The organism is Labedella populi, assembly GCF_004078655.1.
Classification (GTDB): domain Bacteria; phylum Actinomycetota; class Actinomycetes; order Actinomycetales; family Microbacteriaceae; genus Labedella; species Labedella populi.
The window spans coordinates 1-21,434 of the sequence record NZ_RZNC01000002.1 but is presented as its reverse complement, the minus strand read 5'-3'; the positions used below and the strand labels follow the sequence as shown (position 1 = coordinate 21,434).

Sequence of the window (21,434 nt, the reverse complement as noted above, 5' to 3'; positions counted from 1 at the left end):
CCGCGCCGGCGATCAGCGCAAGCGGCCGACGGAAGCGAGAGCCGAGCGGACGAGGCTGCCGCGGCCGCCCTCCATCTCGGCCGATACGGCATCCGACGACGCCTCCTCCGGTGTCATCCACGTGACCTCGAGCGCATCCTGGCGCGGTTCGCAGGTCCCGGTCACCGGGACGACGTAGGCGAGGGACACGGCGTGCTGCCGGTCGTCCGAGAACAGGGAGACGCCCGGAATCGGGAAGTACTCGGCGATTTGGAAGGGCACGGGCGACGCGGGGAGTTGCGGGAAGGCCATCGGACCGAGGTCCTTCTCGAGGTGGCGGAACAGCGCCTCGCGGAGCGTCTCGCCGTAGAGCACGCGTCCGGAGACGAGCGTGCGCGTCATCTGGCCGGTGGGGGTCGCGCGGAGGAGCACACCCACCTCGGTCACGACCCCGAGCCCGTCGACGCGGACGGGCACCGCCTCGACGTAGAGGAGAGGGAGGCGCTGCCGCACCTCGGCGAGTTCGATGTCGCTCAACCATCCGGGGTTGACCGATGGTCGCGGCGACTCGGCCGGCTCCTCGGGGACGTCGGGATCGGGATCGGGGGTTCTCACGGCCATTGGGCCATTCTGCCGTGCGTGGCGGGCGTCCGGGTGCGTGGCCTCCGTGAGTCGCGCGCGCCCGCCACGCGACCCGACGTCGGAGCGCGTCGTTACGCTGGAGAGGACGGACCCCGAACGGAGTCCACGACGGGAGGACCACGAGTGATCGGTGTCGAAGACGGACGGGGGCGTCCATGAGCGCCGTCGAGATCGACGACGACGCCGTGTTGTGGTCTGCGGGGCCCACGGACCGGGTCGATCGCCCGCTCCTCGTCCTCCTCCACGGCTACGGATCGAACGAGGGCGATCTCTTCGGCCTCGGAACGGGTCTGCCGCTCGAGCCCGTGATCGCGTCGTTGCGCGCTCCTCTCGCAGCGCCCTGGCCGCTCCTCGGGTGGTCCTGGTATGCGCTCGACACTCCGGGCGCCGTGGACCCCACCGGCGCGCCGGACCCGTCGGGCGTCGACGAGGCCGTCGACGCGGTCTTGCGGTGGCTCGACCGGCTCGAAGTGGCTCCCACGTCGATCGGCCTCCTCGGCTTCTCGCAGGGCGGATCCCTCGTTCTCCAGCTCCTCCGCGCCGCTCCCGATCGATTCCGCTACGCCGTGACGCTCGCCGGTTTCGTCCCGACGCTCGACCACGACGGCGACGAGGCGCTCGCGGCCGCAGCCCCACCCGTGTTCTGGGGACGGGGAACCCTCGATACCGTCATCCCGGCGGCCGCCGTGCTGCGGACGACGGATTGGCTGCCACGACACTCGACGCTCACGGGCCGGATCTACGAGGGGCTCGCCCACTCCGTCTCCCCCCAGGAGCTCACCGACGTCTCGGCCTTCATCTCGCGCGAACTCTGATCCCCGAGTCTCGGCGAACGCCGCCTCCGCCCTACACGAGGGCGTCGCCCTGAGCGACCGTGTACCCGGTGTCGGTGGTGTGTGTTTGCATGAATCCGTGAGCGACGTCCTCGATCGTTTCTCCCCCGCCACGCGTGAGTGGTTCCAGGGGGCGTTCGACGCACCCACCCGGGCCCAGTCCGGCGCGTGGGACGCCATCTCGCGCGGCTCGCACGCGCTCGTCGTCGCACCCACCGGCTCCGGCAAGACGCTGTCCGCGTTCCTCTGGTCGATCGACCGGCTCATCGCGTCAGGGGCCGTTCCCGCTCGAACGACCGCGGCGTCGACGCGGCCAGCGACGACGACGAAGAAGAAGACAGCGGTCGACGAAACCGCAACCGGCACGCGCGTCCTCTACATCTCGCCGCTCAAGGCCCTCGGTGTCGACGTCGAGCGCAACCTCCGGTCACCCCTCGTGGGCGTCACGCAGACGGCGAAGCGGCTCGGACTCGACGTCCCCGACATCCGGGTCGGCGTGCGCTCCGGCGACACCCCTCAGGCGGAGCGGCGCGCACTCCTCAAGAACCCGCCCGATATCCTCATCACGACGCCCGAGTCCTTGTTCCTCCTGCTCACCTCGGCCGCTCGTGAGACGCTGCGCGACGTCGACACCGTGATCGTCGATGAGGTCCATGCCCTCGCCGGCGGCAAGCGCGGCGCCCACCTCGCGGTATCGCTCGAGCGCCTCGACGATCTGCTCGAGAAGCCCGCGCAACGCATCGGCCTGTCGGCGACCGTGCGGCCGCACGAGGAGGTGGCGCGCTTCCTCTGCGGCCGGGCCGCCGTCGAGATCGTCGCGCCGACGGCGGACAAGCGCTTCGACCTCACGGTCGTGGTGCCGGTCGACGACATGACGGATCCCGGCGCTGGAGACTCCGCACGAGACGCTTCCGGTCCGCGGGAGGGCGCGACCGCCGGGGCCCTCATCCCCGACGGCGAACGCACGGGCTCCATCTGGCCTCACGTCGAAGAAGCCATCGTCGATCGCATACTCGAGCATCGGTCCACGATCGTCTTCGCGAACTCCCGCCGTCTCGCCGAGCGCCTCACCGCTCGCTTCAACGAGATCTGGGAGGAGCGCAACGCCCCAGAACCGATGGGCGACGGCGATGGTGGCAGCGGCGGTGATGGCAGCAGCGGTGGCGGCGCTCCCGCTGGGGCGCCTCGACGAGCTCCGGCCGCACTCATGGGCGGGAGTGGGCAGACCGCGGGTTCGCGCGCGGGCACCGCCCTCCTCGAACCCGGGGTCTCCACCGAGGCGATGGGCGCTCCCCTCGCACGGGCGCACCACGGCTCCGTCTCCAAGGAGCAGCGTTCCGACATCGAGGACGCGCTCAAGACGGGCCGGCTGCGGTGCGTCGTCGCGACGTCGAGCCTCGAACTCGGCATCGACATGGGCGACGTCGACCTCGTCGTCCAGGTCGAGACGCCGCCGTCTGTCGCGAGCGGCCTGCAGCGCGTGGGGCGAGCAGGTCACCAGGTCGGCGAGATCTCCCGCGGCGTCCTCTTCCCGAAGCACCGTTCGGATCTCGTGAGCACGGCCGTCGCCACGGAGCGCATGGTCACGGGTCAGATCGAACGGCTCTCGGTCCCGGCGAACCCGCTCGACGTGCTCGCCCAGCAGACGGTCGCCGTGTGCGCGCTGGAGCCGGTCGAAGTCGAGACGTGGTTCGAGACGGTGCGGCGGAGCGCGCCGTTCCGCTCCCTCCCGCGCTCGGCGTTCGAGGCGACCCTCGACCTCCTCGCGGGACGGTATCCGAGCGACGACTTCGCCGAGCTCCGGCCGCGCCTCGTCTGGGACCGCGACGCGGGGACGCTCACCGGGCGGCCCGGCGCGCAGCGCCTCGCCGTGACGAGTGGCGGCACGATCCCCGACCGCGGGATGTTCGCCGTCCACATGGTGGGGGGCGACGCGAAGGGCGGCACCCGGGTCGGCGAGCTCGACGAGGAGATGGTCTACGAGTCGCGGGTCGGCGACGTGTTCGCCCTCGGCGCCACGAGCTGGACCATCCAGGAGATCACCCACGATCGCGTGCTCGTGACCCCGGCGTTCGGTCAGCCGGGGCGGCTGCCGTTCTGGAAGGGCGACGGGCTCGGCCGCCCCGCAGAGCTCGGCGAGGCGATCGGGGCCTTCGTGCGCGAGACCGATTCGGCCACGCCGACACAGGCGGAGAACCGTCTCTCCGCGGCGGGACTCGACACGCGCGCCGTCGGCAACCTCCTCACGTACCTCTCGGAGCAGAAACGAGCGACGGGCCACCTCCCGACCGACCGCACGCTCGTGGTCGAACGCAGCCGCGACGAGCTCGGCGACTGGCGCGTCATCCTCCACTCGCCCTACGGCATGCACGTCCACGCCCCCTGGGCTCTCGCCGTCGCGGCGCGCGTCCGTGAACGCCTGGGCGTCGATGGCGGCGCGACCGCGAGCGACGACGGCATCATCGTGCGGATCCCGGACACCGATGCCGAGCCCCCCGGAGCCGACCTCTTCGTGATCGACCCGGACGAGCTCGAGGCCATCGTGCGCGACGAGGTCGGCGGTTCCGCGCTCTTCGCGTCGCGCTTCCGTGAGTGCGCGGCGCGAGCGCTCTTGCTTCCCAACCGGCGGCCGGGTTCCCGAGCCCCACTGTGGCAGCAGCGGCAGCGCTCGGCCCAGCTCCTCGACGTGGCGAAGAGGTACCCCGATTTCCCGATCCTGCTCGAGACGGTCCGCGAGTGCCTGCAGGACGTGTACGACCTCCCGGCCCTGCTCGATCTCGCGAAGCGCATCGGATCTCGCGCGGTCCGCGTCGTCGAGACCACGACCGACACGCCGTCCCCCTTCGCGGCCTCGCTGCTCTTCGGCTACGTCGGCGCGTTCATGTACGAGGGCGACAGCCCGCTCGCCGAGCGCCGGGCGGCCGCTCTCGCCCTCGACCAGGGCATGCTCTCGGAGCTGCTCGGCAACGTCGAGCTCCGCGAACTGCTCGACCCGGGCGTCATCACCCGCACCGAACTCGAGCTGCAACGGCTCCTCCCGGAGCGCCGCATGCGCGGACTCGAGGGGGTCGCCGACCTCGTGCGCATGCTGGGTCCGCTCACGGTCGACGAGGTAGCGGCCCGACTCGAGGCGGAGCACCCCGCGGCGGCGCTGCCCGACGCGTCGGCCGCCACCCCGCCACCGGCGCTCGGCGGCCCCGATGGCGCCGACGACGCGCCGACCCCGTCCATCGACCTCGATGCCGGCCACGCCACCGCCGACGAAGCGCTCGTGCACCTGCGGAGGCTCGAGTCGGCGAAGCGCGTCATCCGGTCGTCCTTCGCCGGAGCGGAGTGGTGGTCGGCCATCGAGGACTCGTCGCGCTTGCGCGACGCGCTCGGCGTGCCGCTGCCCATCGGCGTCCCTGTCGCGTTCATCGAACCCGTCACCGATCCGCTCGGCGACCTCGTCGCGCGCTACGCGCGCACGCACGGCCCCTTCACGACGGCCGCCGTCGCGCGGCGATTCGGCCTCGGGCCGGCCGTCGCGCGCCACACGCTCGGTCGCCTCGCGGACGAACGGCGCATCGTCAGCGGCGAGTTCCTCACCGCGGCACGGGAACGAGGTGCGGACGACGACGAGTGGTGCGATTCCGAGGTCCTGCGGCGCTTGCGGGTCCGCTCTCTCGCTGCGCTCCGACACGAGGTCGAGCCGGTCGACCAGCAGACGTTCGCGCGCTTCCTGCCGGTGTGGCAGCACGTCGGGAGTTCACTCCGCGGCGTCGACGGCGTACTCACCGTGGTGGAGCAACTCGCCGGTGTGCCGATCCCCGCGTCGGCGTGGGAGTCGCTCGTACTTCCGCAGCGGGTGCGCGACTACTCCCCCGCGATGCTCGACGAGCTCACGGCGACGGGCGAGGTCTCCTGGTCCGGCGCCGGCTCACTCCCCGGTAACGACGGCTGGGTCGCGCTCCACCCGGCGGACGCGGCGCCCGTCACCCTCCCGATCGCGCGCGACCACGAGCCCGACGCCCTCCAGCGCGAGGTGCTCCTCGCGCTCGGGACGGGCGGGGCCTACTTCTTCGGTCAGCTCGCCGAGAGCACGGGAGCCGCAGACGACAAGGCACTCGTCGCCGCGATCTGGGACCTCGTCTGGGCCGGCCTCATCACCAACGACACGTTCAGCCCTCTGCGCACGCTCACGGGCGGCGGAGGCTCTCATCGCGCCACCCGGGCGACGCCGCGCGCGCGGACCTACCGTGGCCGCTCGGTACCGCGGCCGACCATGACGACGCGAGTCGGAGGGCCGCGTCTCGGCGGTCGCTGGTCGATCCTGCCGCTCGCCGAGGGCGACCCGACCATCCGGGCCGCCGCCACCGCCGAGATCCTGCTCGATCGCTACGGGATCGTCACGCGCGGGTCGGTCGCGACCGAGGGCGTGCCGGGCGGCTTCGCCCTCGCCTACAAGGTGTTGAGCGGCTTCGAGGAGAAGGGCCGTGCGCGCCGCGGCTACATCATCGACGGACTCGGCGCCGCCCAGTTCTCGACCTCGGGAACGGTCGATCGGGTGCGCACCTTCGTCCGGTCCGAGCCCCGCGGCGAGAAGCCGGGCGAGAAGCTCACCGCGGTGACACTCGCCGCCACGGACCCCGCCAACCCGTACGGAGCCTCACTCCCCTGGCCGAGCACCGAGACGACCGGCACGAAGCACCGCCCCGGTCGCAAGGCCGGAGGCCTCGTGACGATCGTCGATGGCGAGATCGTCTTCTACCTTGAGCGCGGGGGCTCCTCCCTGCTCGCGTTCACCCCCGACGAGCAACTCGTCCACGACGCCGCCGTCTCGCTCGCGAACATCGTCCGCGACGGCCGCGTCGAGAAGCTCTCCGTCGAGAACGTCAACGGCGAATTCGCCCTCGGCAGCCCGCTCGCCCTGCCGTTGCGGGAGGCCGGTTTCGTCGAGACGCCGCGGGGCCTGAGGATCAGACGTGCCTGAGGGAGACACCGTCTACCGCACGGTCGCGCAGCTCAACCGTGCACTCGCGGACGACGTCGTCACGCTCTGGGACCTCCGCGTCCCGGCGTTCGCGACGACCGATCTCCGCGGCGAGCCGATCCACGAGGTCGTCGCCCGCGGGAAGCACATCCTCCACCGCGTGGGCGATTTCACCCTGCATACGCACCTCAAGATGGAGGGGTCGTGGCACCTCTACCGTCCCGAGTCTCCCTGGCGCCGGCCCGACCACACCGTGCGGGCGGTCGTCGGCACCGAGACCTGGACGGCGGTGGGATTCGAGCTCGGCGTCACCGAGCTCATCCCGCGCGACCGCGAGAACGACGTCGTCGGGCATCTCGGTCCGGATCTGCTCGGCCCGGACTGGAACGCGCGCGAGGCGATCGACCGACTCGGCTCGGATCCCGCGCGCCCCGTCGCCGTGGCCCTGCTCGACCAGCGGAACCTCGCCGGCCTCGGCAACGAGTACGTCAACGAGTTGTGCTTCCTGCGGGGGGCGCTCCCCACCCGGCCCATCGGCGAGGTCGACGTCCCCCGCACCGTCGAGCTCGCGCATCGTCTCATCCATGCGAATCGCGATCGAGTCGAGCGCACCACGACGGGCGACCTCCGCCCGGGCCGACAGGTCTGGGTCTACGGTCGCGACGGCAAACCGTGCCGACGGTGCGGGACGCGCATCCGGAAGGGTGAGCTCGGCGCGAACGAGCTGGCACTGCGCGTCACCTACTGGTGCCCCTACTGCCAGACGTAGCCCTGCAGGCGCACCCCGGTCGGGTGAGGAACAGCGGCGTCGGGCGCAGACCCCCGCGGCGCTCGATCAGGCGTCGGGCGTCTCGTCGACCGCCCACCGCGACTTTGCGGTGATCGTCCGCCAGCGGGCGAGGAAGACCGCAGCCGCGTCGTCGTGAATCAGGCCGTCGGCGGCCGTGAGCACCGGGTAGGGCGTCGAGGGGATCCCGTCGGCCGGCCGTACGTCGACGTGCGCCACCGAGTATCCGTTGGCATGCAGCCAATCGGCCATCGCGTAGTCGGACCGCGAATCGCCCATCGTCCGCCACACGCGCGGGATGTTGAGCCCGTGCTCGCGCGCGAGCAGGATCGCGCGCTGAGCGCCGAGGTCCTTACCGAGTGCCGGGTGCTCGATGTCGGTCGAGATGATGGTGGGGTCGATGCGGACCGTCACACGCCCCGCGCCGCCGAGGTCGACCTCCGCCTCCCTCTGCACGCCGCCGCCCGTTGCGAGCACCCGCTGGCGGACGTCCTCGTCGAACCGCACCTGGGCCTCGTGGTAGACGGCACGCGACACCTCGACGATCTGCTCGACGGAGATCATCGCGAGCTTCTCGCGGTCGAAGAACATCGTGTCCGCATAGTTCTCCGCCACTCGCCCCTCGACCCACGTCTCGAGGTCCGTGTCCATGGCGAGCGCCCGATCCACCTCCGGCTCGTCGAGTGAATCCGCATCGAACCCGAACCACACGGCGCCCTTCTCGCAGACGGCCCACAGCCGGTGACCCGAATCGAGGCCGGCGCCCCTCACTGCGGGGACGACGACGTCTCGGATGAAGGCGGCGGCACGGCCCGTGTTGAAGACGACGAGGGCACCGGCGTTCGCGAGCGCCGCGAGGTCGGCGGCGATTTGCTCGAGCCGCACCGTCCGGGTGTCCGGGCTCGCGATCGGTCCGTCGACGTCGAGGAGCAGGGCGACGGGCGGCGTCGCACCGTCGCTCGAGGTCACGGGCGGGACAGCGGATGCCGAAGACGTCATCGCACCATCGTATGGCCGCGGACAGTGTCGCCCGCCGAACCGCCCGCTCAGGAGGCTCGAGCGCCGACGCGTTCCGAGCGACCGGCCGCTGCAGGCTCCGTGTGGGCCGCGAGGTCCAAGCCGTGCGCCGAGAACGACTGCGTCATCATCTGCTCCAACCAGGCCTGATTGAGTGACGGCACCCGGTTCCCCGAGTAGGCGAACGAGATATCGCTGTTACAGCTGATCCAGAGGGCCTCCGTCGCCATCCGAAAGTCGGAGGCCTGGAGCGTGAGCAGGAAGCTCTCCCGACGCCGCAACTTCTGCGTGACGATCACACTGATGTGCGCGAGAAGACGGTCCTCAAGGGCGATCTCGCGTGTTCCGTACTTGAGCATTCCCATGGGACATCCCCTCACAATGGTGTGACCGCATCGGCGAACCGGTCGAGACTCAGTGTGCGCGTTTTCCGCCTCCCCCGTTTTGCCACTTGACTTTCGGCGGCCCCATCCCGAGAACGCCGAGGAGACCACGCCGGGCCGAGCTCTCCGCGCGCGTTTGCACGTCTCAGCCCGAGCGCGACGGGGTTGACCGTCCTCGGACCCCCGCGTTCACTGGAAGCATGCAGCGCATCTACTACACGAACGACACCCTCGTCACCGGCACCGAGGTGGCGCGCGCGCTGCTCGAGTACGCTGCGGCGCTTGCGCGGGTGGACTCCGCGCAGACCGTGAGCATCCCGATTCGTCGCGCAGACGGGTCGTCCGCCCGGGCGACGCTGCTCGTCGGCCCCGCGAGCCAACTCGTCGCCGAGGACGTCGCCGAGGACGAGGAACTCGGCGAGGAGATCCGCGACGACGTCCTCGTCGCACGCCTCAAGGCGATGACGTCGGAGCTCGCGGCGCCCCGCGCGATCTCGACGCGCGCGGGGTCCAGCACCCTCGACGAGGTCGCCGTCGACGCCGACGAGGACTCGATCGAATGGCTGTGACCGCAACGTGATTCGAGCGGCCGGAACGGCCGCACCCCTGCTGAAACGGGGGACGACCCCGGACCGAACGGTCCGGGGTCGTCCCGTACGTCGGACGACTACTCCTTGTGGAGGGCGTCCTGCACCGCACCAGCCATCTTCTCGACGCGGTTCGGCAGCTCGGTCGTGCCGTAGAAGCGCGAGTCGGGGTGCGTGGGGGGAGGCATCGGCACCGTCGACTGCGGACCGTCGAGGTAGCTGAACTCGCCCTTGCCGTCCGGGGTGGGGCCAGACGCCCACGAGCCATCCTTCGCGTGCTCGCCGTCGGAGAAGTTGATGTACTCGTACGACACGTCCCTGTCTTCCTTCTTGATGGGGAAGTTGCTCGGCACGGGCAGGAGCTCGAGGCCCTCCTCCTGCAACTCCATGGCCGCCCGGGTCCACTGGTTCTGGTGCATCGTGTCGCGGGCGAGGAGGAACTTCAGCAGGTCCCGGACGCCCGAATCGTCGGTCATGTGGTACAGCCGCGCCACCTGGAGTCGACCCTGCATCTCGGCGTTGGCGTTCGCCGTGAAGTCGGCGAGGAGATTCCCGCTCGCGGTGATGTAGCTGCCCTGCCAGGGGTTCCCCATGCTGTCGACGGGGCGCGCGCCCGCTCCGGCGACGATGCCGTGCTGGATGTCCGTACCGCCGATGACCGCCGCCACCGTGGGGTCGGACTGGACGGCGTCGTCGGTGATCCCGAGCGGCGCCTTCTCGAGGAGCTGCGCGATCATGACGGCGAGCATCTCGACGTGCCCGAACTCTTCGGCCGCGATCCCGTAGACGAGATCGCGGTACTTTCCGGGGATGTGCATGTTCCATGCCTGGAAGCTGTACTGCATGGCCACGGAGATCTCGCCGTACTGACCGCCGAGGACCTCCTGAAGCTTGCGGGCGTAGACCGCGTCCGGTGCGTCGGGTGTCGCCTTGTGCTGCATTTCTTGCCGGTGGAAGAACATCTGGCCTGTTTTCCTCTCGTGGTGGACGGGCCGGTTCATTCCCGGCCCTGTCTCACGGTAGGTCCGCACCCCCCGCACGGGTCCACGGCTTTGCGTTGACGGATCCGCTCCCTACAATGCGTCCCGCCTCAGGACCTGCGGCCGACTCCCTCCTGCTGCGCCTCAGGCGCCGCAGCTGCACCCGTCTTCGGCTCCGGCACGTCGTCCAGGTTGAGTCCCCGGACGGAGTGGGACGCCTCGAGCAGGTTGTGGAGCCACTCCGCGTTGAGGGCGATGGAGCGCTGTTTCGTGAAGCGGAAGTGCAGCATGGAGCCCTCGTGAATCCACACAGAGCGCCGCCCCGAGCCCTGGTCGGCCGGGTAACTCCACGTCAGCAGGAAGGACTCGTTGCGCCGCAGCTTCTGAGTCGCGACGAACTTCACATGCTCGAGGAGGCGATCGTCGAGAGTGAACTCGTCGGCTCCCACGATGAGGGTCGCCATCTCACTTCACCTCGTGGTCATCCGACGCCGTCGGGGTGAGGAGGTCGTTACGGTCGGACGGAATCGCGCGTGCGCGGTCGAGGGGTACATTCACTTTCCTCACGCTAGGCAAATCCGCGGGGCCGCTAAGAGGCTTGACAAGAGCGGACTTGGTCCGGGCCAACATTCACGTCGGCCCGGGGCCCCGCGACAGCTAACAGACCCGCTCAGAACTGTCAAGACCCCGGCTCCCTCGTCCGCGGTCGACGAAGCTGTAATGACACGAGAGAGGGGGCTCACCATGACGATCACGACACCGCTGCGGCCGAGCCGCCGGACCGTGGAGACGATCGCCCTCACCGAGTCCTCGTGGCGCGTGTGCGACGCCGATCTCCCGGATGACGATGCCACCCGCCTGATCGCCTACGTCGAGCAGAACGACGTCGGTTTCGAGGTCTTGTGGATGTGGCCGTTCCCCGGCTCGTGCACGACCTATGCGGCACTCGACGAGGCATTCGAGGCCGTGACCGAGCGACTGCGGCAGCGCCGCACCTTCCGGGAGGCGTCGTGAGGGCGATGACCGGAGCGGATGACAGGGAAACCGAGACGACACGGTACCTCGACGACATCGCGGTCTTCGCTCGCGGCATTGCCTTCCCCGCGGCGCGCTCAGACCTGCTCCTGCAGGCGATCCTCGCGCATGCGACGCCACGGCTCATCGGCGAGTTGCGGTCGCTCCCCGACTCGGTCTTCGCGGACGCAGACGCGCTCCGCGGCGCACTCCGCGACCGCTGACCCCATCGGGGGCACGGGCGAGCGTCGGCCGTCCACTCGCCCTGGTGGGATCGCGGCGTTAGGGTGGGACGAACTACTGCGGGCGATGAGCCCTGATCACGAGGAGCCGCACAATGGGAAAACTCGTGTACGGAGACTCCGACATCGACATCGACATCGACGACCGGTCGCTTGCCCATCTGCAGATCGTCATCGGCAACAAGCTGCGACGCGGTGAGAGCTTCTTCTTCTCCTGGAAGGACGATCCCGCCGTGGGCGACGGCCGCTCGGCGATCTGGCTCGACCGCGCCATCCCCCTCTACTTCAAGTTCACCGGCAGCCGCGCGCCGGCCATCAACCGCGAATGGATCGACGCGCTGAACGCCTCGGCCAACAGCGGAACGGGACTCATTTTCACGGACGAACCCGGCCAGGCCCACGGCCCCGCGTCGAGCCTCCGCGGTCACATCTGACGGCGAAGCGGGGCCGGTTCCTGACCATCCCCTCCACTGCTGTCAGCACCTCTTCCATCGGTCCCGGGGTCGTGAAAGACTGATGGCACGGAGAGCGACAACCCCACGTCCTGTGTGATACCCCGTGCAGATCCGTACGGCTCCTGCTGGTCGCGGCTCATCCGACACATCCGGCGCTGACTCTCGCGCCGTCCCCCACGCTGATCTCCTTCCCTTCTCCGCACGAGAATGACGTTCCCGGAGGTCCGCGATCCCGCCCCGCTGACGCGACACGCGTCCTCGCCGCAACGCACGACTCCGAGACGATCGCACACGATGTGGTCGTCCCGCCGGAAGGATCCCCTCATGGCCATGTTCACGTACGGCACGACCGCCACGACGCTCGAGATCGACGACCGTCAGCTCGCCCACCTGCAGCACACCATCGCGCAGCGGTTCCGGCGGCAGGAGAGCCTGCTCCTCACATTCCTCATCGAGCAGGGAGGCTCACGGCGCCGCCGCACCGTGTGGCTCTCGCCGGCGTCCCCGCTCGAGTTCGACTACGACGCCGACGCCTCGCAGAGCCTCAACCGCACCTGGCTCGAGGAGCTCATGCAGCAGTCGTACTCCGTCAACGGCATCGTTCTGGCCCAGGAGCCGGGGAACGACGCGTCGTTCGCGACGGCGCGGGCGACCGACTCGCGTGAATCCCTCGCCCCCGTGACCGCGCTCGGCTGAGCGCGACACCGCTACGCAGCACGGCCCCACGACTCACCCGAAGGTGGACGTGGGGCCGTTCTCGTGCGGCGCCCCCCTCGTCATGACGAAGCCGGCATGATGAAGCACGCCGCCGAGGAGCTCTCCGAACGCCCAGAACCCCGAGTCGTCGAGGTAGGAGATGCGTTCGCCTCGAACCCAGTAGCGGCCGGTGTACGCGTCGACACGGCCGCCACGGGTCTCGGTGTAACGACCCGTCGGGAGAAGATGCTGATCCAGCCCCCGTGACACGTCGCTCCAGACACCGACCCACGTCGCTGAGACGGCGCCGTCTGCGACGTCCGCTCCCGCCGCTCGCACCGGTCTGCCATCGCGGGCCTCGATGTGCCCGTCGACGAGCACCGCCTCCAGGTCGTGCGGTGCGACCACGAGCATCCGGCGGATCTCCTGATCGGTGACACGCCGCCGCACGACCGCGAAGGTCGCAGGATTCGCCGGTTCGAGACGGGCTTCGATCGCGCGCGCCCGGCCTCCCTGGCGCAGAGCGGACTCGACCTGGAGGGGGACGACGAACGCGCCCTCCGCGCGGATCACCTCGGCCCCCTCGACGGGGAAAGTCGCGGACACGATCCGGTCGGCGACGACGACGAGGTCCCGTCGTTCCCAGCGCCATGCCGCGTCGCGTCCATCCACCGACATCGCGACGACGCCGCCCGTCACGACGAGACCAGCCCGTTGCTCGGTCGTCTTCTCACTTCGGATCATTCCCCGAGTGTGACGGACAGGGGCTCGGGGAGGGAGGGCGCCGCGCCCCCAGGAGCGGTGCACCCTGTCTGCGCCGCCGGACCCGTCCTCCGAGTCAGTGCGAGGCGTCGGCGGTCACGCCCCGCCGCGCGACCCGCGACACGCCCATCACGACGCCGACGATGACGAGACCGAGCGCAAGACCGAACACGGCCGACAGCGCGGTGTCGACGATCCAGATCACGACGGGCCCGGAAGCCTCGATCGCGTGCGTGACGACGTGCACCACGTCATAGGGACCGTGCCAGAACGTCTCTGCGAGGTTCGCGATCACGAGATGTCCGCCCACCCACAGCATCGCGACGGTACCGACGACACTGATCACGCGGAAGACCGCGGGCATGGACGCGACGACACGAGCACCCGTGCGCCTCACTTGCCGCGACTCACTCTTCATCAGGCGCAATCCGATGTCATCGATCTTCACGAGCAGGGCGACGGCGCCATAGACGAGGACGGTCATGCCGAGGCCGATGATCAGGAGGGCGCCGAGCGTCATCCAGATACTGAACTCGGTCGGGAGACCCGTCAAGGCGATGAGCATGATCTCCGTGCTCAGGATGAGGTCCGTGCGGATGGCGCCGAACACGAGCCTCTTCTCGTCGCGCGGCTCGTCCTCGGCCGACTCGTGGTGCATCCCGAACCACTCCAGCACCTTCTCGGCGCCCTCGAAGCACAAGAAGCCGCCACCGATGATGAGGAGGAACGGGAGCACTCCGGGCGCGAACGCCGTGAGCAGAAGCGCGATCGGGATGATGATGACGAACTTGTTGACGATGCTGCCGAGCGCGATCCTCCAGACCACGGGCAATTCGCGCGCCGGCGTGATCCCCTGCACGTACTGCGGCGTGACGGCCGCATCATCGATGACGACGCCGGCCGTCTTCGCGCTCGCCTTCAGTGCGGCGGTCAAGATGTCATCGACGACGGCGAGCAGACCGACCGACATGTGCTTCTCCTCGTTGTTCCGTGGTGTTCGTCGCGACTTCCGGAATACGGGTGTCGCTCGACAACCGTACCCGAGCCCGTCCCGTCGGCAGGGACTGTCGTGCCCGCTCCGCTTCCGAGCCGCGAGCGCAACCCCGATGGGCCCGGCTCGAAAGCACGTAGCCTCAGCTGACCCATCCGGGTGGCTCCATCCCCGTGACATCACACCAGAGGGACATCCGTGTCTGACAAGAAGACATCCAGCAAGAAGAAGCAGAAGCGCGTCGACAAGAAGAAGTACGAGAAGGAGCTGCGGCGGCTCCAGACCGAGCTCGTGAGCATGCAGCAGTGGATCACGGCCTCGGGCGCGCGCGTCCTCGTGATCTTCGAGGGACGAGACGCCGCCGGAAAAGGTGGCGCGATCAAGCGCGTCATGCAGTACCTCAACCCCCGGAGCGCACGCGTCGTGGCCCTGCCGCAGCCCACGGAGCGCGAGAAGGGCCAGTGGTACTTCCAGCGCTACATCGAGCGGCTTCCGACCACCGGGGAGATCGTCCTCATGGACCGGTCCTGGTACAACCGCGCGGGTGTCGAGAAGGTCATGGGTTACTGCACCGACGAGGAGTACGACCGTTTCCTCGCGCAGGTCCCGATCGTCGAGCGCATGCTCGTCGACGACGGCATCATCGTCCTCAAGTACTGGTACTCCGTCTCGGACACGGAGCAGGAGAAGCGGTTCCACTCCCGCCTGAACGACCCGATGCGGCGATGGAAGCTCTCGGAGACCGATCTGCTGTCCATCACGAAGTGGGAGGACTACTCGGAGGCGAAGGACGCCATGTTCGAGGTCACGGACCACGAAGCCGCTCCGTGGTGGTCGATCAACAGCGACGACAAGAAAGCGGCCCGGCTCAACACGATCAACCATCTGCTGAGCCAGATCCCCTACGACCGGCTCGACCCCGACGAGGTCCACTTCCCCGATCGACCGGCGGCCGAGGGAACCGCGCGACCGCCCATCGACGATCACCGGTTCGTGCCGGACCACGCCGCGTCGCTGTAACGCGGTCCGTCGCGATCCCCGCTCCTCCTCGATCCGGGGTCTTCCCGATTCCGGCGCCGCCCGTCAAGGGGATTCTCCGCGTGCCCGGCGCGCGCGATGGTGGAGAGGGTCCGGCTCACCCGGTCCGGACGAGATGAGGGGAGGACCGATGGACGTTCGAGTTGCGGTCCGGTCGCTCGCCCACACACCGCTCCGGGTGTGGGCCGTCCTCGTCGGCGTGTATGCGACCTGCCTGATCATCGGGCGACCGGCCGTGCACGAGCTGCTCGGCGCCGCCGCAGTTGCCGCCGGAGTGGAGGCGGTGTCGCCCGGTTCGTTCCCGGCGCTCCTGACCTCCCCTGTCGCGTGGCTTTTCGGCTCGGCGGCATTGCTCGTGTCCGTCGCATCCGCTCTCGTATGGACGGCGCTGACACTCGCCGTCGTGGCACGCGGGTTCGACGATGCTCGGACCGTCCGTGCGGTTCTCACACGCGCGGCGGTGATCCTCCGGCACTGGACGCGGTCGGGCCTCGCCCTCCTCGCCGTCCCTCTCGCCCTGCTCAGTCCCCTCGCGGGTTTCGGAGTCCTCTCTCCCCTGACCGCGAGCCTGTCCATCCCGCCGTTCATCGCCCGCGAGTTCCTCAAAGCGCCGTTGTCCGGGGCGCTCTGGGTCGCCATGATGACGGCGACGGTACTCGCGTCGTTCGCCGTCATCATGCTGCTGTCGTGGAGCAATGACGGAGAGCCCCGTTCCGTTCGCCGCGCGCGACGCGAGGCGAGGGAATCCCTCCGGAGATTGCGAGGTCCCGCGTGCGCCGTCGCGGTCGTCGCCGTCGCGACCGCGGTGATACCTCCCGACGCCACCATCGTCTCGGGTCTCGTGTCTGTCCTCGCGTCACTCGCCATCGCCGTCGCGTTCGTGACGTCCCGATACACACCCCCGTCGACTGCCGTCGCGTCGCACCGGCCAGCGGCGTGGTCGCCGGCACGCGCGACGGTCGTGATCGCCCTCGGCGCGGTGGCGCTCACGATCTCGGGGTCGGTCGTCGCCCCGACCGCGTCGTCAGCGGGAGAAGCCGACGGTCCCCTCGTCATCGCACACCGCGGCTACGACCGCGGCGGACCGGAGAACACGATCTCGGGTCTCGAAGCCGCCGCACGCCGGGGAGCCGACGTCGTCGAGGTCGACATCCAGCAGACGGCGGACGGCGACTTCGTCGCGGCTCACGACACCAATCTGCTCGTGCTCGCGGGGATCGACCGCTCCGTCTCCGAAATGACGACGAGTGAACTCACCCGGACGACCGTGAGCATGCATGGCCGCAGCGACACGATCCCCACCATGGAGGACTACGTCCGGCGGGCGCACGACCTCGGCGTCCCGCTCCTCCTGGAGTTCAAGGTGACCGGGCAGGAGACTCCCGATTTCGTCGAGAGGGCGCTCCGTCGACTCGACGCTCTCGGGGCACTCGACGGCCGGAACACGTTCCAGTCCCTGGACGTGGAGACCGTGCGGACTCTCGAGCGCCTGCGCCCAGACCTCAGCGTGGGTGTCGCCCTCGCGATGTACTCGGGCGAACTTCCCCGGATCGGGGCCGACTTCTTCGTGGTCGAGCAGGCCTCGGTGACCGCAGCGATGATCGCCGACGCGCACGATCGCCGCGCACCCCTCTACGCGTGGACGGTCAACGACGACCTCGAGATCCGCGCGCTACTCGACCTCGGTGTCGACGGCATCATCACCGACCGCATCGACTCGCCCGTACTCGGGGGCGACGGTGCTCGTCCGTGAACGCTCCATCGTCAGCGGCCGAGTTCGGCCCCGCTGCCCGCGCCCATCAGATCGCACGCGTCGAGGTCGACGAACTCTCCCCCGTCACCGGCTCGCGCGGAAATGCTGCGACGGCCGCCGGCCGGCTGCGGCGCCGCGCCTGCGGGCGCGAGATACTCGTCATCCATCCTTTTCCTCCTCGACGGTCACGGTAGGTCGTGGTCACGTCACACGCTCGGGGGTTTGACCATTCCGATTCCCCAGCGCCGGAGCTTCCCTGACGACTCACGAGGATAGGCAGATCGACGGCACCTTGTCCATCGTTTGGCCGACACGCAATTCGGATATTCAGGTCCGCGGGTACAGCCCGTCGAGTAGTCGCGGCCGCTCCCACGAACACCGTCGTCGATGAAAGAGGCGGCGTCGCAGCTTCTTCTGGCAGCGAGTTCCCTCTCGCCGGTAGGCGCACTCACGTCGTCAGACGGCGAGTTCCGCGCGCACCGCCGGCAGGATCTCCGTGGCGAGCAGTTCGATCGAGGCGAGCGTGTCCCGTCGAGAGAGCCCCCCGAGTCCGACCTGGGCGAGGAACCGCGTGTGCCCGAGGATCTCGTGCTCCCAGAGGATCTTGTCGACGATCTCGGCCGGGCTGCCGGCGAAGAGCGCACCTCGCGGCCCCGCCCAGGCGTCCAGCGCTTGACGATCGAGCCGGCCCGTCCTCGGCATGTTCTGCTCGATGTACGACGAGTAGTGCGGGAAGAACCTGTCGCGGGCGCCCTGAGATGTCGGCTCCGCGTAGAAGTGCGACGTGACCGCGATGCGGCTCGGCTCACGACCCGCCTGGCGGGCGGACGTCCTGTACAGGTCGGCGAGCGGCGCGAACCGTTCCGGAGCTCCGAGGATCGCGAGGTACAGGGGCAGCCCTTTCGTCGCTGCTCGGACGACGGACGCCGGCGTACCGCCGACAGCGATCCAGATCGGGAGTTCATCCTGGAGAGGACGCGGCCAGATGCCGACGTTGTCGAGCGGAGGGCGCGTCGTCCCCGACCACGTGACCGGATTCCTCGAACGGATGCGCAGAAGCAGGTCCAAGCGGTCCTCGAAGTACTCGTCGTAGCGTTCGAGCGCCTGACCGAACAGCGGGAATGATTCGACGTACGCGCCGCGCCCCGCCGTGATCTCCGCGCGGCCGCCGCTCAGGAGGTCGAGTGTCGCGAAGTCCTCGAAGACACGCACAGGGTCAGAGCTCGACAACACGGTTACCGTGCTCGTCAACCGGATCCGGCTGGTCTGCGCGGCGATGGCCGAGAGCACCATCTGTGGCGAAGTGATCGCGAAGTCGTCACGGTGGTGTTCTCCGACGCCGAAGACGTCGAGCCCGGCTTCGTCGGCCACCCGCGCCCACTCGAGGACATCGGCCAAGCGCCGAGCAGGGTCGATCGGTCGCCCGGCGGCGTCCTTGGTCAGCTCACCGAAGGTGAAGACGCCGATCTCGAACGGTTCGACGGGGTCCATCAGCGTGAGACGGCGTCCACGCCGACGTGCGTGATGAGGAAATCACGGACGTCCGCGAGTTCCTCTGAGCTGATGCCGTGTGCAAGTCCGGGGTACACGCGCGCGACGAGGGAGCTGTGCTGAGGGAGGAATGTCGCGGTCCGCTCGACGGCCGCGGTCGTGATGACGCGGTCCTCAGCGCCTCGACCCCAGAAAGCGGCCGGACGGTCGGACTCGAGGACGCCGTCGGCGGGTTGCGGCGCGCCGAGCACGAATCCGCCGAGCACGACCGGCGCGACGACCCGATCGGGTCGGGTGCGCAGCAGCTGACTCGCCATGAGCCCGCCCTGCGAGAAGCCGATCGGGACGATCTTCACCGCGCTCGGGATGTTCTCGTCGACCCATGCCCAGATCGCGGCCGTGGCCTCCTCGACAGGTAGGGCGTCGGGGTCACCGGGCCTCGTGATGGTGAACCAGGCTGCTCCCCCGCCGCCGATCTCGACCGGTGCACGGAGCGACACCCACGGAAGGGTGAGCCCGAGGGCCGATGCGAGCCCGGTCAGGTCGTACTCGTTCGATCCGTACCCGTGGAGGAAGACGGCGACAGCCGACGTCGAGCCGATCGCGGACGTCCACTCGCGTGAACGCTCAGCGTGAAGTTGTGATGCGCTCATCGTGCGAGCACCTCCTCGGTCGTGACGTCGGGAAGCGCGATCGTGACCCGGGTACCCCACGGATCGGTCACGACGACGGAACGCCCGTCCGACGAGAACGGCACCGAGCGGAACGCGAGACGGCCTTCGAGTGCCTCGAGTTCCTGCCGGGCGGGAACGGTGATCGAGACGTCGCCGAGCCCGAGGCTCGCGGCTCGCGGTCCAGCGCCTCGGCTGTTCCAGACGTTCATCGCGACGTGGTGGTGGTATCCGCCGGCCGAGGCGAACAATGCGCCCGGGTACGACGTCTGGGTCGTCTCGAAGCCCAACGCATCGACGTAGAAAGCTCTGGCCGTGTCGACGTCGCCGACCTGGAGGTGCACGTGCCCGACGCGGCCGGCGAGACCCGGTCCGGCGTCGACGGCGCTCTGGGTGAGGTGCTCCCGGAGATAGGCGTTGGGGTCGAGATACGCGGTGGCCATCCGGATCTCGGAACCGTCACGGATCCACACGGATCGATCGCGGTCCGTGTACAGTTCCACACCGTTCCCCTCCGGGTCGGTGAAGTAGAAGGCCTCGCTGACGAGGTGGTCGCTCGATCCGACGAACCGACTCGAGGGCAGCTGCGCCGCACGATAGACGGTCGCGGCGAGGCTTGCGGCGTCCTCGAAGAGGAACGCCGTGTGGAAGAGGCCGGCCTGGCGCGGGTCGACTCCGGGAAGACCCGGGGTGTGCACGAGCTTCACGAGCGGCGCACGACCGCGGCCGAGCACGCGGTGGATCTCCCCTCCGCGGCTGCTCTCCTCGAGAGGCTCCATCGCGAACGCCTGCGAGTAGTAGCCGGACATCGACTCGAGGTCGCCGACCCGGAGGGTCACGGCTCCCATCGTGGTGTCGGCAGCGAGGATGTCCTCCGCGGGAGACGTGGTCATGGCGGTGTCTTCTTCCTGGAGATGAGGAGCCCCTCCGTCCCGGCGGTCTCGTCGGGACGGAGGGGACGGGTTCAGTTGATGACGCCGAAGCCGCCGGTCCAGCTGACCTTCTCGCCGGCGGCGAGGGTGAGCTGCAGGAAGCCGAGCGCTTCGAGCTCGTGAGCGCGCTTGAGCGATCCGGCATCGATGGCCTTCACGCCGCCTGCGGACACGAGGGCCGCGAGGGTGCCCTTGGCGTCCGCGTCGTCGCCGGCGATGAGGACGGTCGTGTCCACGGGTCCGACCTTCTTTGCGGCGAGGGTGCCGGCGAACGTCGTGTTGAAGGCCTTGAGGACCTTCGCGCCGGGGACGAGGGCCGCGAGCTCGGCGGCGGCGGAGCTGCCGACGGGGACGACCAGGGCGTCGAACGTCTCGAAGTCGAGAGGGTTCGTGATGTCGACGACGATCTTGCCCTCGAGCTGGTCGGCGTACGCGGCGGCGATCGGGGCGAGCGCGGCGTACGGCACGGCGAGAACGACGACCTCGCCCTGGATCGTCGCGGTCTCATCCGGACCGATGTGCTGGACCGATGCGCCGCCGGCGGCGACGACTCCTGCGATGGCGGTTCCCATGTTGCCGGTTCCGAAGATGGTGACGGTGCTCATGCTGTTGCTCCTTCGTGACCCGAGGGCCAAATGATTGTCGGTACAACTAATGTACGACGAAATGCTTGTAGATGCAACCTTTTGGATAGAATGGTTCCATGACGGATACCCGATGGCTGAGCGACCCCGAACGAGAAGCGTGGGTCCGATTCTCCGCCGTGCTCGAACTACTACCCGCTGCACTCGATGCACAGTTGACGCACGACGCGTCGCTCACGCACTTCGACTACTTCACTCTCGCGATGCTCTCGGAGGCACCGGGACGCGTGCTGCGGTCCTCCGCACTCGCCGCGCGGACGAACGCGTCGCTGCCGCGGCTCTCGAAAGTCATCAGTCGGCTCGCCGAGCGCGGCTTCGTCACCCGGTACCCGTGCGCCGAGGACAAGCGGGCGACGAACATCGAGCTGACCGAGGCCGGCTGGAAGAAGGTCGTCGCCTCGGCTCCCGGGCATGTCGAGAACGTGCGCGCCATGGTGATCGACGCATTGACGGCGGATCAGGTCTCGCAGCTGTCGGCAATCTCCGCCGCTCTCCTGACGAGACTCGATCCGGACGGAAAGATGCTCGCCTCCGCGGCGCACGACGAGCCGAGCACCATCGGCGA

Annotated in this window: 23 protein-coding genes; 11 read left to right on the top strand and 12 right to left on the bottom strand. The window is 69.2% G+C overall.

The features are described 5' to 3' along the window. Positions 1-12: 12 nt before the first annotated feature. Complete coding sequence (locus tag ELQ92_RS05790) at positions 13-600, bottom strand: NUDIX hydrolase family protein (protein WP_128498081.1); 588 nt, start codon at positions 598-600, stop codon at positions 13-15. A 176-nt stretch (positions 601-776) separates the two neighbouring features. Between ELQ92_RS05790 and ELQ92_RS05785 the strand changes: the two genes are divergently transcribed. The 3 genes from ELQ92_RS05785 (at position 777) to ELQ92_RS05775 (ending at position 7,195) form a co-directional block, all read left to right on the top strand. Further along, positions 777-1,436 (top strand): alpha/beta hydrolase, encoded by a 660-nt coding sequence (locus tag ELQ92_RS05785; RefSeq protein WP_128498080.1) that lies wholly within the window; start codon positions 777-779, stop codon positions 1,434-1,436. A gap of 97 nt (positions 1,437-1,533) precedes the next feature. Beyond that, positions 1,534-6,426: an Lhr family ATP-dependent helicase gene (locus tag ELQ92_RS05780; RefSeq protein ID WP_128498079.1), complete on the top strand. Its 4,893-nt coding sequence runs from the start codon at positions 1,534-1,536 to the stop codon at positions 6,424-6,426. Continuing rightward, positions 6,419-7,195 carry a DNA-formamidopyrimidine glycosylase family protein gene (locus ELQ92_RS05775; RefSeq protein ID WP_128498078.1) on the top strand — a complete coding sequence of 259 codons (777 nt, stop codon included), beginning with the start codon at positions 6,419-6,421 and terminating at the stop codon, positions 7,193-7,195. Before ELQ92_RS05780 ends, ELQ92_RS05775 begins: the two co-directional genes overlap by 8 nt. 66 nt (positions 7,196-7,261) lie before the next feature. Here the strand turns inward: ELQ92_RS05775 and ELQ92_RS05770 are convergent, their stop codons facing one another. Continuing rightward, positions 7,262-8,212, bottom strand: a complete 951-nt coding sequence (locus tag ELQ92_RS05770) for a hypothetical protein (RefSeq protein WP_128498077.1) — start codon at positions 8,210-8,212, stop codon at positions 7,262-7,264. 47 nt (positions 8,213-8,259) lie between these two features. Further along, entirely contained in the window at positions 8,260-8,595 is a 336-nt protein-coding gene (locus ELQ92_RS05765; protein ID WP_128498076.1) for a DUF7882 family protein, read from the bottom strand. A 218-nt stretch (positions 8,596-8,813) separates the two neighbouring features. Between ELQ92_RS05765 and ELQ92_RS05760 the strand changes: the two genes are divergently transcribed. After that, a complete protein-coding gene (locus ELQ92_RS05760) occupies positions 8,814-9,182 on the top strand; it encodes a hypothetical protein (RefSeq protein WP_128498075.1) in 369 nt (122 codons plus the stop codon). A 98-nt stretch (positions 9,183-9,280) separates the two neighbouring features. Here the strand turns inward: ELQ92_RS05760 and ELQ92_RS05755 are convergent, their stop codons facing one another. Both ELQ92_RS05755 and ELQ92_RS05750 read right to left on the bottom strand, forming a co-directional pair. Beyond that, positions 9,281-10,162, bottom strand: coding sequence for a manganese catalase (locus ELQ92_RS05755; RefSeq protein WP_128498074.1), 882 nt, complete (start codon positions 10,160-10,162; stop codon positions 9,281-9,283). 128 nt (positions 10,163-10,290) lie between these two features. Continuing rightward, positions 10,291-10,644: a DUF7882 family protein gene (locus ELQ92_RS05750; RefSeq protein WP_128498073.1), complete on the bottom strand. Its 354-nt coding sequence runs from the start codon at positions 10,642-10,644 to the stop codon at positions 10,291-10,293. A gap of 280 nt (positions 10,645-10,924) precedes the next feature. Here ELQ92_RS05750 and ELQ92_RS05745 point away from each other — a divergent pair, with 280 nt between their 5' ends. The 4 genes from ELQ92_RS05745 (at position 10,925) to ELQ92_RS05730 (ending at position 12,587) form a co-directional block, all read left to right on the top strand. Further along, a complete protein-coding gene (locus ELQ92_RS05745) occupies positions 10,925-11,194 on the top strand; it encodes a hypothetical protein (RefSeq protein ID WP_128498072.1) in 270 nt (89 codons plus the stop codon). Positions 11,195-11,199: 5 nt separating this feature from the next. Continuing rightward, entirely contained in the window at positions 11,200-11,418 is a 219-nt protein-coding gene (locus ELQ92_RS05740; RefSeq protein ID WP_128498071.1) for a DUF2795 domain-containing protein, read from the top strand. A 113-nt stretch (positions 11,419-11,531) separates the two neighbouring features. After that, the gene (locus tag ELQ92_RS05735; RefSeq protein ID WP_128498070.1) at positions 11,532-11,870 is read left to right on the top strand and encodes a DUF7882 family protein; all 339 of its coding nucleotides are present in this window, start codon (positions 11,532-11,534) and stop codon (positions 11,868-11,870) included. 345 nt (positions 11,871-12,215) lie between these two features. Further along, positions 12,216-12,587, top strand: coding sequence for a DUF7882 family protein (locus ELQ92_RS05730; protein WP_128498069.1), 372 nt, complete (start codon positions 12,216-12,218; stop codon positions 12,585-12,587). A 33-nt stretch (positions 12,588-12,620) separates the two neighbouring features. Here the strand turns inward: ELQ92_RS05730 and ELQ92_RS05725 are convergent, their stop codons facing one another. Together ELQ92_RS05725 and ELQ92_RS05720 are read right to left on the bottom strand one after the other, a co-directional pair. Continuing rightward, on the bottom strand, positions 12,621-13,331 hold the full coding sequence (locus ELQ92_RS05725; protein WP_128498068.1) for an Atu4866 domain-containing protein: 711 nt from the start codon (positions 13,329-13,331) through the stop codon (positions 12,621-12,623). A 94-nt stretch (positions 13,332-13,425) separates the two neighbouring features. Further along, positions 13,426-14,319, bottom strand: a complete 894-nt coding sequence (locus ELQ92_RS05720) for a DUF808 domain-containing protein (RefSeq protein ID WP_128498067.1) — start codon at positions 14,317-14,319, stop codon at positions 13,426-13,428. Positions 14,320-14,538: 219 nt separating this feature from the next. On the opposite strand from ELQ92_RS05720, the gene ppk2 reads away from it, so the two are divergent. Together ppk2 and ELQ92_RS05710 are read left to right on the top strand one after the other, a co-directional pair. Beyond that, positions 14,539-15,360 carry a polyphosphate kinase 2 gene (ppk2, locus tag ELQ92_RS05715; protein ID WP_128498066.1) on the top strand — a complete coding sequence of 274 codons (822 nt, stop codon included), beginning with the start codon at positions 14,539-14,541 and terminating at the stop codon, positions 15,358-15,360. Positions 15,361-15,508: 148 nt separating this feature from the next. After that, positions 15,509-17,131, top strand: coding sequence for a glycerophosphodiester phosphodiesterase family protein (locus tag ELQ92_RS05710; RefSeq protein ID WP_166426725.1), 1,623 nt, complete (start codon positions 15,509-15,511; stop codon positions 17,129-17,131). Positions 17,132-17,142: 11 nt separating this feature from the next. Here the strand turns inward: ELQ92_RS05710 and ELQ92_RS16245 are convergent, their stop codons facing one another. The 5 genes from ELQ92_RS16245 to ELQ92_RS05690 all read right to left on the bottom strand — a co-directional run bounded on the left by ELQ92_RS16245 (position 17,143) and on the right by ELQ92_RS05690 (position 20,830). Continuing rightward, positions 17,143-17,298, bottom strand: a complete 156-nt coding sequence (locus ELQ92_RS16245; protein ID WP_166426724.1) for a hypothetical protein — start codon at positions 17,296-17,298, stop codon at positions 17,143-17,145. Positions 17,299-17,587: 289 nt separating this feature from the next. Beyond that, the gene (locus ELQ92_RS05705) at positions 17,588-18,622 is read right to left on the bottom strand and encodes an LLM class flavin-dependent oxidoreductase (protein WP_128498064.1); all 1,035 of its coding nucleotides are present in this window, start codon (positions 18,620-18,622) and stop codon (positions 17,588-17,590) included. Further along, the gene (locus ELQ92_RS05700) at positions 18,622-19,275 is read right to left on the bottom strand and encodes an alpha/beta hydrolase (RefSeq protein WP_128498063.1); all 654 of its coding nucleotides are present in this window, start codon (positions 19,273-19,275) and stop codon (positions 18,622-18,624) included. The genes ELQ92_RS05705 and ELQ92_RS05700 overlap by 1 nt, the downstream gene beginning before the upstream one ends. Further along, entirely contained in the window at positions 19,272-20,186 is a 915-nt protein-coding gene (locus ELQ92_RS05695) for a VOC family protein (RefSeq protein ID WP_128498062.1), read from the bottom strand. The genes ELQ92_RS05700 and ELQ92_RS05695 overlap by 4 nt, the downstream gene beginning before the upstream one ends. Before the next feature lie 71 nt (positions 20,187-20,257). Further along, on the bottom strand, positions 20,258-20,830 hold the full coding sequence (locus ELQ92_RS05690) for an NADPH-dependent F420 reductase (RefSeq protein WP_128495533.1): 573 nt from the start codon (positions 20,828-20,830) through the stop codon (positions 20,258-20,260). Positions 20,831-20,928: 98 nt separating this feature from the next. On the opposite strand from ELQ92_RS05690, the gene ELQ92_RS05685 reads away from it, so the two are divergent. Beyond that, positions 20,929-21,434, top strand: a 506-nt coding sequence (locus ELQ92_RS05685; RefSeq protein ID WP_128498061.1) for a MarR family winged helix-turn-helix transcriptional regulator, incomplete at its 3' end; no start/stop codon positions are given.

What these genes read in the sequence shown, in the direction of transcription:
- ELQ92_RS05790 (WP_128498081.1), bottom strand. Translation starts at nt 600, where the DNA reads ATGGCCGTGAGAACCCCCGATCCCGATCCCGACGTCCCCGAGGAGCCG.
- ELQ92_RS05785 (WP_128498080.1), top strand. Translation starts at nt 777, where the DNA reads ATGAGCGCCGTCGAGATCGACGACGACGCCGTGTTGTGGTCTGCGGGG.
- ELQ92_RS05770 (WP_128498077.1), bottom strand. Translation starts at nt 8,212, where the DNA reads ATGACGTCTTCGGCATCCGCTGTCCCGCCCGTGACCTCGAGCGACGGT.
- ELQ92_RS05765 (WP_128498076.1), bottom strand. Translation starts at nt 8,595, where the DNA reads ATGGGAATGCTCAAGTACGGAACACGCGAGATCGCCCTTGAGGACCGT.
- ELQ92_RS05760 (WP_128498075.1), top strand. Translation starts at nt 8,814, where the DNA reads ATGCAGCGCATCTACTACACGAACGACACCCTCGTCACCGGCACCGAG.
- ELQ92_RS05755 (WP_128498074.1), bottom strand. Translation starts at nt 10,162, where the DNA reads ATGTTCTTCCACCGGCAAGAAATGCAGCACAAGGCGACACCCGACGCA.
- ELQ92_RS05750 (WP_128498073.1), bottom strand. Translation starts at nt 10,644, where the DNA reads ATGGCGACCCTCATCGTGGGAGCCGACGAGTTCACTCTCGACGATCGC.
- ELQ92_RS05745 (WP_128498072.1), top strand. Translation starts at nt 10,925, where the DNA reads ATGACGATCACGACACCGCTGCGGCCGAGCCGCCGGACCGTGGAGACG.
- ELQ92_RS05740 (WP_128498071.1), top strand. Translation starts at nt 11,200, where the DNA reads ATGACCGGAGCGGATGACAGGGAAACCGAGACGACACGGTACCTCGAC.
- ELQ92_RS05735 (WP_128498070.1), top strand. Translation starts at nt 11,532, where the DNA reads ATGGGAAAACTCGTGTACGGAGACTCCGACATCGACATCGACATCGAC.
- ELQ92_RS05730 (WP_128498069.1), top strand. Translation starts at nt 12,216, where the DNA reads ATGGCCATGTTCACGTACGGCACGACCGCCACGACGCTCGAGATCGAC.
- ELQ92_RS05725 (WP_128498068.1), bottom strand. Translation starts at nt 13,331, where the DNA reads ATGATCCGAAGTGAGAAGACGACCGAGCAACGGGCTGGTCTCGTCGTG.
- ELQ92_RS05720 (WP_128498067.1), bottom strand. Translation starts at nt 14,319, where the DNA reads ATGTCGGTCGGTCTGCTCGCCGTCGTCGATGACATCTTGACCGCCGCA.
- ELQ92_RS05710 (WP_166426725.1), top strand. Translation starts at nt 15,509, where the DNA reads ATGGACGTTCGAGTTGCGGTCCGGTCGCTCGCCCACACACCGCTCCGG.
- ELQ92_RS16245 (WP_166426724.1), bottom strand. Translation starts at nt 17,298, where the DNA reads ATGGATGACGAGTATCTCGCGCCCGCAGGCGCGGCGCCGCAGCCGGCC.
- ELQ92_RS05705 (WP_128498064.1), bottom strand. Translation starts at nt 18,622, where the DNA reads ATGGACCCCGTCGAACCGTTCGAGATCGGCGTCTTCACCTTCGGTGAG.
- ELQ92_RS05700 (WP_128498063.1), bottom strand. Translation starts at nt 19,275, where the DNA reads ATGAGCGCATCACAACTTCACGCTGAGCGTTCACGCGAGTGGACGTCC.
- ELQ92_RS05695 (WP_128498062.1), bottom strand. Translation starts at nt 20,186, where the DNA reads ATGACCACGTCTCCCGCGGAGGACATCCTCGCTGCCGACACCACGATG.
- ELQ92_RS05690 (WP_128495533.1), bottom strand. Translation starts at nt 20,830, where the DNA reads ATGAGCACCGTCACCATCTTCGGAACCGGCAACATGGGAACCGCCATC.